The sequence below is a fragment of the Cellulophaga baltica 18 genome, from assembly GCF_000468615.2.
GTDB lineage: Bacteria > Bacteroidota > Bacteroidia > Flavobacteriales > Flavobacteriaceae > Cellulophaga > Cellulophaga baltica.
Window position 1 is genome coordinate 2909400 of the sequence record NZ_CP009976.1, and the last position, 12003, is coordinate 2921402.

The 12003-nt window shown below is 34.5% G+C and carries 12 protein-coding genes; 2 read left to right on the forward strand and 10 right to left on the reverse strand.

The window, feature by feature from the left end; all coding sequences use genetic code 11:
- Positions 1-8 precede the first annotated feature (8 nt).
- Positions 9-764, reverse strand: coding sequence for a hypothetical protein (locus tag M666_RS12435; RefSeq protein WP_029446107.1), 756 nt, complete (start codon positions 762-764; stop codon positions 9-11).
- 440 nt (positions 765-1204) lie between these two features.
- Here M666_RS12435 and M666_RS12440 point away from each other — a divergent pair, with 440 nt between their 5' ends.
- On the forward strand, positions 1205-2623 hold the full coding sequence (locus tag M666_RS12440; protein WP_029446108.1) for a carbon starvation CstA family protein: 1419 nt from the start codon (positions 1205-1207) through the stop codon (positions 2621-2623).
- Between the two features lie 91 nt (positions 2624-2714).
- Here the strand turns inward: M666_RS12440 and M666_RS12445 are convergent, their stop codons facing one another.
- Positions 2715-4331, reverse strand: coding sequence for a T9SS type A sorting domain-containing protein (locus tag M666_RS12445; RefSeq protein ID WP_029446109.1), 1617 nt, complete (start codon positions 4329-4331; stop codon positions 2715-2717).
- 301 nt (positions 4332-4632) lie between these two features.
- Between M666_RS12445 and M666_RS12450 the strand changes: the two genes are divergently transcribed.
- On the forward strand, positions 4633-5649 hold the full coding sequence (locus M666_RS12450; RefSeq protein WP_029446110.1) for a hypothetical protein: 1017 nt from the start codon (positions 4633-4635) through the stop codon (positions 5647-5649).
- A gap of 14 nt (positions 5650-5663) precedes the next feature.
- Here M666_RS12450 and M666_RS12455 read toward each other — a convergent pair whose 3' ends face one another.
- The 8 genes from M666_RS12455 to M666_RS12490 all read right to left on the reverse strand — a co-directional run bounded on the left by M666_RS12455 (position 5664) and on the right by M666_RS12490 (position 12000).
- On the reverse strand, positions 5664-6230 hold the full coding sequence (locus tag M666_RS12455; protein WP_029446111.1) for a TMEM175 family protein: 567 nt from the start codon (positions 6228-6230) through the stop codon (positions 5664-5666).
- Position 6231: 1 nt separating this feature from the next.
- The gene (locus M666_RS12460; RefSeq protein ID WP_029446112.1) at positions 6232-7872 is read right to left on the reverse strand and encodes an FAD-dependent oxidoreductase; all 1641 of its coding nucleotides are present in this window, start codon (positions 7870-7872) and stop codon (positions 6232-6234) included.
- Between the two features lie 35 nt (positions 7873-7907).
- Positions 7908-8111, reverse strand: a complete 204-nt coding sequence (locus M666_RS12465) for a hypothetical protein (RefSeq protein ID WP_029446113.1) — start codon at positions 8109-8111, stop codon at positions 7908-7910.
- The gene (locus tag M666_RS12470) at positions 8112-8735 is read right to left on the reverse strand and encodes an alpha/beta hydrolase (protein WP_029446114.1); all 624 of its coding nucleotides are present in this window, start codon (positions 8733-8735) and stop codon (positions 8112-8114) included.
- A gap of 6 nt (positions 8736-8741) precedes the next feature.
- Positions 8742-9674 carry a ring-cleaving dioxygenase gene (locus tag M666_RS12475; RefSeq protein WP_029446115.1) on the reverse strand — a complete coding sequence of 311 codons (933 nt, stop codon included), beginning with the start codon at positions 9672-9674 and terminating at the stop codon, positions 8742-8744.
- Positions 9675-9756: 82 nt separating this feature from the next.
- The gene (locus M666_RS12480; protein WP_029446116.1) at positions 9757-11115 is read right to left on the reverse strand and encodes an alginate export family protein; all 1359 of its coding nucleotides are present in this window, start codon (positions 11113-11115) and stop codon (positions 9757-9759) included.
- A gap of 4 nt (positions 11116-11119) precedes the next feature.
- The gene (locus M666_RS12485) at positions 11120-11569 is read right to left on the reverse strand and encodes a DMT family transporter (RefSeq protein WP_029446117.1); all 450 of its coding nucleotides are present in this window, start codon (positions 11567-11569) and stop codon (positions 11120-11122) included.
- Positions 11566-12000, reverse strand: a complete 435-nt coding sequence (locus M666_RS12490) for a DoxX family protein (RefSeq protein ID WP_029446118.1) — start codon at positions 11998-12000, stop codon at positions 11566-11568. The genes M666_RS12485 and M666_RS12490 overlap by 4 nt, the downstream gene beginning before the upstream one ends.
- Between the last annotated feature and the right edge of the window lie 3 nt (positions 12001-12003).

Genomic DNA, 12003 nt, shown 5'->3' on the forward strand with positions numbered 1-12003 from the left:
TGTGTTTTTTATTTTATTAGTCCGTTTTTATAGGCCCCTAGTGTAAAAGCTAGTTGATTTTTAAAAATAGCTTTTAGGTGTTTTTTAGGGCGTAGTGTAAGGCCTAATTGAAAATGTTTGTGGTGGTCATATCCCATGTATTCTTGTGCCACAAAACGTACTTGTGCTGTATTGGTAGCGCTATTATAATCTAAGACCGTAAAACTGGGTGTTAGAAATTGCATAGAAGCCGTTTCGCTTAAGAAATAGAGGAATGCTTTATAGGTTTTAATTTTTGAAATCTGAATGTTATTTAGTTGCGCTAGTTCTTTGATCCAAGAATCATTTTTTAGGGCTTTTAAAACCGATTTTTCTGTAAAAAGGTCCTGTAGTGGTACTTTTTGTTGGGTACGTACGTCTACCGTTGTAATGCCTAGGATATTGCCCATAGGGCCACAAGCTTCTTGCGTAGCCTCACCATATTCGTAACTATAATAAGGTCCCACTAAAGAAAGCGGGTGGTAGTAAGAAGCATAAAACACTTCACATCCCGTAGGCTCGGTTATGTTATTCGTAAAAAAGTTGCGACTATCTATTTTGGTATCATAGATAACAACATCCTTATAGCTTGCTTTTGTGGTGGTTATTTTAAAATTGTTTTGTTCAAATAGGAGGGAGTCTTGTGGTGTGTTTTTTAGTTGCGCACAAAGAGGAGTAATACCAACGAGTAGGAGGAGGAGTAGGTAGTTAATGTTTTTAATTCTTATGTGGTGTGGTGTGTGCATATGTTATAAACAGATTCTGTTTTATCTTATTTTATACCCGCCTAAATTCTTTTGCAATTTAGAAGGAATGCCTTGTTTCTACATCCCTGAAAAAAGGGATATTTTGTTTTTTTAATGAAAATACGAGACCTAGATTTAATAGAGTATTCAAGAAATTCTCTAAAGATGATCTACCTGTAGTAAGTACTTTCTAAACCTATCGTAAAAAAAACTAGAATTGTGGCGCTGCATAGCAACTATGATCTATTGATTCTATTATCTAAAAATACTTGTCACAACACTTTAACACTTATCGTATTAAAAACGGAAACTTTTGTAAGTTAGCGCGCCTAATTTAGGGCATGGGCTATTTTAGTCCCCTGTATAAATTTTTTGATGAATACCATAAAAGACTAGAACGTTCCTTGCGGTCTGTTTTTTGGAGACCAATAACACAAAATATGATCACATTTATAACGGCTTTTATTCTATTGATACTAGGCTATTTCACCTATGGTAAATTCGTAGACAAAACTTTTAAATCTGATGCCAACAAAACTACACCAGCACATACTTTACAAGATGGGGTAGATTTTGTTCCTATGAATAGCAACAAAAACTCTTTTATTCAAATTTTGAATATTGCGGGAGTCGGACCCATATTTGGTCCAATCTTGGGGGCATTGTACGGACCTTCTGCTTTTTTATGGATTGTATTTGGGTCTATCTTTGCAGGGGGAGTTCATGATTACCTTACAGGAATGATTTCCATACGCTATGGAGGAGCACATTTGCCAGCTATGGCATCACGGTTCTTAGGTAAAGCCTTTAGCCATGTGGTAAACTTATTTACGCTATTACTTTTAGTGTTGGTAGGGACCGTTTTTGTTACGGCACCTGCCGAAATGATTAATGCCTTACTAGGTGATTCTGATTATTTAAAAGTGATCATTTTAGGAATTTTCGTCTACTATATTGTTGCTACGGTTTTGCCTATAGATAAAATAATAGGAAAAATATATCCTGTGTTAGGCGTGTTATTAATTCTTAGTGCCATCGGGATTTGTATTGGGATGTTTATGTATGGGAATCCATTGCCAGAATTAACGCTGGAAAATTTACATCCTAAAAAAATACCGTATTATCCAGTTATCTTTCTAACCATCTCTTGTGGCGCCTTATCTGGTTTTCATGCCACACAGTCGCCTATAATTTCACGTACGATAGACAATGAAAAGGACGGTAGAAAAGTGTTTTATGGGATGATGATTCTGGAAGCTTTTATTGCTATGATATGGGCAGCGGCTTCTATGAGTTTATTAGATACAGAAGAGCTTAGTGCTTTATTGGCAGAAGGTGGCCCTGCTGCGGTTGTTAATAAAATTGCCATTATATTATTAGGGACCGTTGGAGGTACGGTGGCTATTATTGGGGTAATTGTATTGCCTATTACGTCAGGAGATACTTCTTTTAGAGCCGCCCGTATGATCATTGCAGATTACTTAAACATAGATCAAAAAGTGTTGCGCAATAGGTTTGCTGTAGCCATCCCTCTATTTGCTATTTCTTTTATCCTTACCAATATGGATTTTCAACTGTTATGGCGTTATTTCTCTTGGTCTAACCAAGTGACTGCCGCTATCGCCTTATGGATAGGAACCGTTTATCTATACGAAAACAAGAAGCAGTACATCATTGCCTTAGTACCTGCATTCTTTATTACTTCAGTAATATTTTCATATATATTTTATGATCCAACCATTGGTTTTAATATGAGTCCTACGACCTCTAATTGGATAGGGCTGATACTTACTTGCTTGCTGACTGCTTTATTTTTCATGATAATGAAAAAAAGAAAAACAGCTTATCCCGCTAAATAGGATAAACTGCTTTTTATTTGTAGGTATTTAAAATACCTGAAGCGAGTAAGTACGCCTCATGATACTTTTAAATTTTTACAGACCTAAAGTATTAGTCTTGAACTAAAACTTTATGCTTTTTTAAAATGTTACTGTTGTTACTTATTTCAACAATATACATTCCTTTTTCTTTGATGTTTAAAGCTTGTTTTGTGTATGTAAATTCATGTGCTCCGGCATTAAATTCTCCTAGTTGGTTTGTATAAACAACCGTACCACTAAAATCAAACACGCGTAAATTTAACCGACCCTTATTTTTTAATTTGACACTAATGGTAACCGTATTTCCTGAAACAGGATTTGGGTATACATTTACATCTTCCTCAACCGTAGTATTTGCTTGGTTGGAACTAGGGCAAGACCCAACTTGATTGTTTTCTCTTGATATAATTAAAGAATTATTAGGAAACCCAGTAGTTACCGATCTTATTGCGTTTTCCGTTGGTATGTTTACACTGTAAAATCTAGGATCGTTTGCTGTGGCACTAGAGGCTCTATATAAGATGGGAGCAATACTAGGTCCCTGATGATAGGTTTCCATATTAGGAATAGGATTAGGCTTTAAGATAGAACTATTGGTTCTAAGGGTACAGGGAACCCAAGGAAAAACACCTTGTTTTACTTGTGCTTTAATGCCATAGGTAACTTTAGAAATATCTGTGATACGAGATTTGTTACTAAAAGTACCTATACTAGGCGCATTAAGTTCCACATAAGCTTTATCTATTCGTACAGCAGCCATGCAGCCAATCGCCTCAATTTTCTCTACATCAAACCATCCGTTTTTTGCTCCCCAAGGTTGTATCATAACGGCCGCATTACCATCTTTACATCTAATATTATATCCAGATATGTCGTTTACTATAGCTGTCGTTTGAGGAATTCTTCCTCCAGAGGCAGATACATCATCGGTTTCTATACGTAACGTTGCCCCACCAGATAGTGAATTAATATTTTTAAAGAACAAGTTTTCTCCCGTTCTAACTTGTATAGCACCATAACCTCCATGGGCATTTTGCACGGTAATATTCTTGATAAGACCATTTTTTGGTCCCCTCCAAATACCCGCACGTTGACTAGCAGAACAATTTAAAGTAGCATGTATGGTTTGTCTGTCTTTTACTTTACAGCCTGCTACCATAAAATTTTCGGCTTCCTTAACATTAAAAGGTGTAATCCTGGTTTCAGGAGCAAGTCCTGTTAAATCTATGGTGAATACTCCACTAATAGCTCTAATACTAACATTTGTAGATTTTGTATTGGTGTATCCTATTCTAAAAATAGAGTAATTAGGTAAACCAGCGGTAAGCGTTGGTTTAATGATAGCATCCGGATGAATGAATAAATGAATGTTAGACTTCATTTCAATTTCTCCCAATTGCCAAGTTCCCGCAGGAATGGTAATTTGCCCACTACCTTGTTGAGAGAGGGTGTTTATTAAATTCTGCAAGGTAGCAGAGTCGTCTCCAGAACTATTCGTCAGTGTTTTTTTACGAGCATCCGGAACGCTCCTAGAATTGTCTGTAAAAAAATCGCTCTCAGCTCTTTGCGAGGGTAATTTATTAGGTTGATTACTTTGTGCAGCCACTAAAGCTACATTAAATGTTGTAATAAGTAAAACCAAAGCGGTACGTACGCTGGTTCTTTTGGTGAAATTTTTAAAATTCATACTAGTAAAATTTGAAGGGTTAATAATGTATCAAATGTAAAAGCTATACATGCATACTATGATCACGGAATTACCTCATGATGGCTAAATTTTACCGTGTTTTATTTTAATTGGAAAGGTTATGGTTTCGTTTCAAAATTATGTTCCGTATGAACATTCATGATGTATAAACTTTACTATAGTTGGGTTTGTAAATACTAAAGAATGATTGTCTATAAGATACAGTGGCCGATTTTTAGGTAGTATCTCCTCACGGAATTCCGTGATTGCCATTAGAAAATGATAGAGTACATTTGACTTTATGGAGATAGGATTTAAAGAGGTGTTATTAGGCATCGTTATTTTATTGGTCGTGGTTTTTTATCGCTTGAAAGCAAAATATATGGTATCGGAAAAGGTTGCTGCTAAAAACTTCGAAACCTTTTTAGCAGCCAATTATGGAGACCTTTTAGCGTATACTGATTTAAGGCGATTTTTTAATACGGGCAACATGAACCCTAATTGTTTTAGCGTAAGCGTATATCAGAAAAAAGAGCCTAGGGTAGAACTTTTTATTAAGTTTGATGCGAAGACTGTGGCAACACAAACAGATCTTCCTCCGGATTATCCAGATGGATTCACTTTTCAGGAACGGTACGTAGCCCGCATTAAGCTGGTAGAAATTCACGATGTTATTTCAGCCAAAATGAAACCTCTAGGCGTAGCGCTCTTGTGGGATTATAATGAGGTGTTTTTTAAGCTTGAAGCGCCATTTACGGAAGCTGAGGTTTTAGAGAAATCGGATTATTTTTTAAGCTTGTTTAAAGCCGAAGATTCTGAATTCTTAGGCTATTATCATGAACTACCACTGGTTATAAGATATCCACATAAAAATGCGATTCCCTTAGTGCGAGAGTTAGTACAAGAAGACGGGAATTGGCGCTTTAAAACCCTAAAGCTATATAAGAGAGCTACAGACTTTGAAACGGTAAGAGAGGGACTCACCAAAGAGCTACAGACCTATTTAGAAAAGAGTTATCCTACGCAGCAACTGTATGATCATTTTGACACGTATGTGAACCCTCATGATTTTTCTAAACTACTGTATATTGAATTTACAGAAGCTAAGAAAACAAAGAAGGAAGCAGAACAACAACAACAACAACAACAACAACAACAACTAGGCGTTTGGGTTTCTCCAGTTACGGGCTATACGCTTATGTATTGGAACTTACACAAAGGGAGCGTAAAACAGGTAAGCTTTGTTGCTACAGCTAATAGTATTTTTATGGAGGATATTTTGGCCAAAGAAATACCCAAGTTTCTAGAATTGGCGTAAGTTTTCGAATATATTTAGCTGCTCTCTTCTATTTTTTTATTTGGAATAAACCATAAAACAGCAATCCCAATATAAATAATACCTGCAATTAGAGGAAAAAAGAAACTGATAAGGGTTGCGATGGCATAAAAAATATTTGAAATAATAATTTTTTTAAAATTTAAAAGGGTAAAGGGGTTGGATTTTTTCTTATCGGAATATTTGATGGTTAGGAGCAATATAGTCCATGCTAAACTAGCCATCAATAATATAAAACCATAAATAGCCGTGGGTATTTTTTCAAAATGATTTTCGCCCATATACCCAGTAGCAAATGGCAATAGCGAAAGCCAAAATAAGAGGTGTAAATTGGCCCATAATATTTTCCCATTAACTTCTTTGGTTAGATGTAATAAGTGGTGGTGGTTATTCCAATAAATCCCAATATAAATAAAACTAAGTACATAGGTTATTATAGTGGGGAATAAGGGTTTTAGACTGCTGAAATCGTGTCCTTCAGGAATCTTTAATTCTAATACCATTATAGTAATGATTATGGCTAAAACCCCATCACTAAAAGCTTCTAATCTAGTTGTTGTCATTTTAATTATTTTTAAGATAACTGTGAATATAACTTATGGCCATAGCACCTTCTCCAACAGAAGATGCCACTCTTTTAGTAGATCCGCTTCTTAAATCTCCTGTAGCAAAGAGTCCTGGAATACAAGTTTCTAAAGGAAAAGGACTTCTTTCTGAAAGCCATTTAGAATCTTCCAATTGTTCTTTTGTTAAATCATTTCCTGTAATAATAAACCCTTTAGAATCTTTACAAACAGCAGAAGGCAACCAATTATTCGTTGGGATTGCTCCAAGAAATAGAAATAAATGGTTTACATCCATGGATTTAACTTCCTTCGATAAATTATTTTTTAAGTGAATGCGTTCCAAATAATTATCACCTTCTAATTTGAAAATTTCTGTGTGTGGGTGAATTTTTATTTTAGGATTACTATCAATCCTATTAATCAGGTATGAAGACATGCTTTTAGATAGGTTTTTTCCACGGATCAGGATATGAATTTCTGTGGCATAATCGGCCATATAAATAGCAGCTTGTCCTGCAGAGTTGCCTCCTCCTACAATTACGATAATGTCTTCTTTTTTGCAATTACTTGCTTCCATAGCCGTAGCGCTATGGTAAACGCCTCTTCCTTTGAAATAAGAAATATTTTCAATTGCAAGATCTCTGTATTTTGCACCGGTAGCTGCAATAACCGATTTGGATCTAATAGTAGAGTTATCACTCAAAGTGAGTTCAAAATAAGTAGGGTAGATGCTAAGCTTTTTTGCCTCGCAGGGTATGGATATGGTGCAACCAAATTTTTGAGCTTGTAAATAGGCCTTATTTGCTAATTCACTCCCAGAAATTCCGGTTGGAAAACCTAAGTAATTTTCAATTTTAGAGGTTGTACCTGCTTGGCCTCCAGGGCCTAATTTATCTAAAGCAATAGTATCTAAACCTTCTGATGCTCCGTATACACTAGCTGCTAAGCCAGCAGGACCTGCTCCAACAACCATTACTTGATATATTCTATTTTGAATAGGAGAACTTAAGCCCATTTTAAAAGCAATATCTTCTATAGTTACGTTTTTAAGGACCTCTAAATTTGTACTGATAAGTATTGGGATATCTTCTATTTTGAGGTTGAAATTTTTAGTAATTTTTTTGGTATTATCGTCTTTTTCGAGCTCTACCCAGATATGCCTAATATGATTTTTAGTTAAAAAATCTCGTGCTTCAAAACTTTTTGAAGAGAATTTTGAACCTATCAATATGACTCCTCCTTCGTTTTTAGAAATATTTTCTCTTCGTAATAAAAAGGCAGATATTAGCAAGGTGTTTAGACTAGCGTCTTCGAGAAGAATTTTTTTTAGTGCTGTCTGTGTTATTTTGAGTACTTCTATATCGGTTAGTGCAACTGCTCTAAATATTGAAGCCCTATCAGAGAGCATGTCACTATCTCCCGTAAATCCATTTTTTTTATGTATTGCCACGGGCTCCTTTGGATTAAAAGAGTCATATATAGCCACTTTTCCTTTGAGGATTACATAAAAGTCAAAATTTTTAACCCCTTCATTTATTAAAACAGCGTTTGCTTTTACTTTTATTTTGGTTCCGTAATTTGCTAATACAAGTAGTTGCTTTTCGCTTAGTTTTGGAACATTATTTTGTGGCTCTAGCATAACATTAGTTTTAAAAATGAGATTATGATATCTTCTTAATTATAAGATATCACAGGATTATATTTTAGTAAATAATTGGCAATTTTATTATTTTGAATAGGCATAAAGCCTACAAATTCACTTTTTATTGCTCCAAATAAGAAACCTATTTTACCTTGCGTTTTTAAAAGAATTTTAAGGTTTTCAAAATGAGATGCCTCTTTTTTGCTCTCATATACTGGTGTAATAACAAAATTCATTTAGAATAATTTTTGTGTCCATTTTACAGCTAAGGATATATCTTCTTCCTTTAAATTGTGGCCTGTATTTAGTCTGTGATGTTCAACAATAAAGTTTCCTTTTTTTAAAAGGGAGGTATACATATCAATTTCAGAATTGCTTACCATTGTGTCTAACTTTCCAGAACTAATAAATACATTTACATTTTTATCTGTTTTAAAAAATGGCATTTGTTGGTATGGAAGCATAGGTCTAAAAAGTATGGCTCCATGTAAAAAATTGGGATAGTGTACTAAAATAGCGCCTGCGATATTTGCACCATTAGAATATCCTAGAGCAATTATTTTAGTGGTATCAAAACCTTCATTTTTTGCAGTATCTTTTAAAAAGGATACTAATTCATGGGTTCTAAATTCTACATCTTTCTCATCAAAAACCCCCATTCCTAAGCGTCTAAAAAAACGAGGCATTCCATGCTCTAAAACATTACCTCTAACACTCAAAATATTAAAGTGAGAACCAAAATTCTTTGCTAATGGAAGTAAATCATTTTCATCTCCACCAGTACCATGAAGCAGTAACAATGTACTTGCTTCAGGGTTTTCGGTAGCTTTATAAATATATTTTAACGGTTGATATTTCATAATATCTTAGTTTAATTTTACTAAATGATTTTCTATTTCATCTCTACGATATTCATACTGAGCAGGGAGTTTTAAATTTTTACCTAATTCTTCAACAGGTTCATCTACCATAAATCCAGGATTATCTGTAGCTATTTCAAATAAAACACCTCCTGGTTCTCTGAAATAAAGCGAATGGAAATAATTTCTATCAATTTGTGGGGTAATATTTAAACCAGCGGCTTCTACTTTCTCACGAAACATCATTAAAGTTTCGTCATCTTTTACTCTAAAAGCTACGTGGTGCACAGTCCCGTTTGCTACATGTCCTCTTTTTTCTGTTGGGATCTGTACTAAATCAACAATAGCAGCATTATCAACACTATCGATAGCATATCTATATCGGTTAGATTCTTGAGAAACTAGCGTATATCCAAAGATAGAAGTGAGTACCTTAGCTGTTCCCTTAATATCATTTAGAGTAAGTGTAATGTTATGAAAACCTCGGGTTGCGTTTTCAAAAGTAACTTCATTTGTTGTCCATGGTTTTCTAGAATCATCAGTTTCTATAAGCTCAAATTTTAAGCCATCTGGATCTAAAAAGGTCAGGTATTTTTCTCCAAATTTAACGGCAGGTTTGTTATAGATAACATTGTGTTTTTCAAAGCGATCTACCCAAAAATTAATACTTCCTTTAGGTATAGAATAACCAATTTCAGTAGCCATACCAGATCCTCTTCTTCCTTGAGGAATGCCAGTACCCCAAGGGAAAAATGTAAGTATGGTACCTGCACTCCCTATTTCATCTCCAAAATAGAAATGGTAGGTTTTAGGGTCATCAAAATTTACGGTCTTTTTAATAAATCTAAGACCTAATATTTCTGTATAAAATTTAAAATTTTTTTTGGCATCACCTGCTATGGCAGTAATGTGGTGTAATCCCTGTATTTTATTATCCATGATTTCTTTATTTTAATTTGTTATTCAAAATTACTAGAATTCTAAACCGTGTGCATTGAACTAGGACAAGTAAGCATTAGTTTTAAAATTTATATTCTGCCGTTAATACGGAGTGAAAGAGTGAGGCTGTTGCCCCATTTTGTTTTAAAAAATTACCAGGAATAATTATATTAGTTTCTAGCTCAATATTTAAACGATTCGTGAAATTACAGCCAGTCACGGTACCAATTTGGTGCCCAATAAATGCACTAGTATTTGTTGAAGGATATTGTAAAAACAATGCAGCATCATAAACTCCATCGTTTTTAGAATACCTCCAAAACACATCATAATCTATCTCTACATAATATTTGGAGTAAATTGTATTGATATACGGATGTATATCTATTAAATTAGACGGACCAAAACGTGCAACTCTACCAAAATAAGCACCTCTAGGGTACAACGCGTCAAAAGTATTTAGACGATTATCATTCCTATTCTTATCTCCGCTAATCAACTCTGTTTTAAGTCCGATTGTAGTTTTGTCACCGATAAATTTGGTGGCATATTCGGCGTTTAAAGATAGCGTGTAAGCATTAATCTTATTATTACCAAAGAGCCCTAATTGATAGGCAGCTTCGTTATTGAAAGTGACGTTTTTGTAGGATCCAAAATATCGGCCGCCAAAAGTATAACGCCGTTCATCTGCAGTACCAATGGCATAGGTGACATCATCATCTTTTTGATAGAAGCCATATATATCAAAATTTATATACTTATGGAAATTTTTGCTTAGATAAACTCCAGAAAAAGTTTCAGAAGACTTTACATAATCATTATCAAAAGCGCCTTCTTTATTTTTTACAGGTATAGCAAAAAATGTGGTGAGTTTTGTTGTTTCATTTTTATAGTCTATGCGTGCCAAATCAAAAGAGCGTCTAACATTAGGTCCTTCACGAACATCTACAAGTCTTCTACTACCAAACCCTAGGTTTTCTCTTCCTAGTAGTAAACTCCAATTACTATTAAAATGATAGGCAGCAAATGCCTGGTTTACGGCCAAAAGATCTTTATCTACGGGTGAAACATTCGTTTTGCCAATTGCAGTGCTTGAACTTAATTCTATGTAGGCATCAAATTTTTGATTTATTTTAAAAAGCGCATGGAGAAGTATTCTATTTAAATACCAAATATTATCTTGAGCGCCTTGATGATTAAAATTTTCGTTGATAAAGCTTTCTGCCTGAAACCGATAACTACCACCAAAGGAGAGTGAATTATTGTTTTTTAAATCAATCCATTTTAATTTTTCATACACTGATTTGCTTTCCTTTTCACTTAAAAATGACACCTCATCATCCTGCCCTAGCAGTTTAAATTGGATTTGTTTATTTTCTTGAGAATAAATTAGACAAGAAAATAAAAGAAATGAGATGAAAAGTGACCAAGAGAGATTCATAAAATTAGTATTTTCTAATGATGATAACCCCTAATAGAAGCATGATAATTCCCAAAATACGTTGCCAGTTTATTTGCTTTACAGGCAGTCCTAACAAACCATGATGGTCAAGAATTAATGAAATGGTCATTTGGCCCGCAACCACTAATCCAAAGGTAAGTGCGGTTCCTAATTTTGGTGCTAAAATAATTACTGCAGCTACATAAAACGCACCCAAAATACCAGCAAGCCAAACCACAGGAGAAGCATTTCTGGTTAGAATTATTGTTGAAAAATCAAATTTTATAATGATTAAATAAATAAACAATCCTATGGCTCCTAGAACAAAAGAAGCGAAAGCAGCGAATACAGGTTGTTGAACCGTTTTGCCTAATTGAATATTTAAAACTGCTTGAAAAGGTAAAACGGCTCCTGCAATAATAGCCAAGAGAATGGGAATTAATTGTGTTTTCATTTCGAATATTTTTTGTAAATAATAGCATCAATTGAGTAATTACCAGGGCCTACGACAAGAAGAAAAAGAAATACTACGGAATACATAAATGGCACATCTTTAATGAGCAAAGAATCATGTACATGTACTACAAAAAAGCCTATTAAAGTAACGGACAAGATGGGTAGGGTTGCTACCCTAGTACAGAAGCCAAAAATAATAAATATGGGAAACCCAAGATTGGCAAGTATTGCGATCAATTCATTACTATTTTCGGGAAGCCCTAAAAGGTTTGGCACCACTTCAGGGCTATTCACTCCGATACCTATTTTTTTAAAACCATGAACAATCATTAATTCTAGCGCTATAAAAACCCTAAAGAATAGCAGGGCAACATGTGCAGGTTTCCCCTCTAAATTTGTTGTAACGCATATTTTAATTAACTTCTTCATAAT

What these genes read in the sequence shown, in the direction of transcription:
- M666_RS12465 (WP_029446113.1), bottom strand. Translation starts at nt 8,111, where the DNA reads ATGAATTTTGTTATTACACCAGTATATGAGAGCAAAAAAGAGGCATCT.
- M666_RS12480 (WP_029446116.1), bottom strand. Translation starts at nt 11,115, where the DNA reads ATGAATCTCTCTTGGTCACTTTTCATCTCATTTCTTTTATTTTCTTGT.
- M666_RS12435 (WP_029446107.1), bottom strand. Translation starts at nt 764, where the DNA reads ATGCACACACCACACCACATAAGAATTAAAAACATTAACTACCTACTC.
- M666_RS12440 (WP_029446108.1), top strand. Translation starts at nt 1,205, where the DNA reads ATGATCACATTTATAACGGCTTTTATTCTATTGATACTAGGCTATTTC.
- M666_RS12455 (WP_029446111.1), bottom strand. Translation starts at nt 6,230, where the DNA reads ATGACAACAACTAGATTAGAAGCTTTTAGTGATGGGGTTTTAGCCATA.
- M666_RS12460 (WP_029446112.1), bottom strand. Translation starts at nt 7,872, where the DNA reads ATGCTAGAGCCACAAAATAATGTTCCAAAACTAAGCGAAAAGCAACTA.
- M666_RS12475 (WP_029446115.1), bottom strand. Translation starts at nt 9,674, where the DNA reads ATGGATAATAAAATACAGGGATTACACCACATTACTGCCATAGCAGGT.
- M666_RS12450 (WP_029446110.1), top strand. Translation starts at nt 4,633, where the DNA reads ATGGAGATAGGATTTAAAGAGGTGTTATTAGGCATCGTTATTTTATTG.
- M666_RS12490 (WP_029446118.1), bottom strand. Translation starts at nt 12,000, where the DNA reads ATGAAGAAGTTAATTAAAATATGCGTTACAACAAATTTAGAGGGGAAA.
- M666_RS12485 (WP_029446117.1), bottom strand. Translation starts at nt 11,569, where the DNA reads ATGAAAACACAATTAATTCCCATTCTCTTGGCTATTATTGCAGGAGCC.
- M666_RS12470 (WP_029446114.1), bottom strand. Translation starts at nt 8,735, where the DNA reads ATGAAATATCAACCGTTAAAATATATTTATAAAGCTACCGAAAACCCT.
- M666_RS12445 (WP_029446109.1), bottom strand. Translation starts at nt 4,331, where the DNA reads ATGAATTTTAAAAATTTCACCAAAAGAACCAGCGTACGTACCGCTTTG.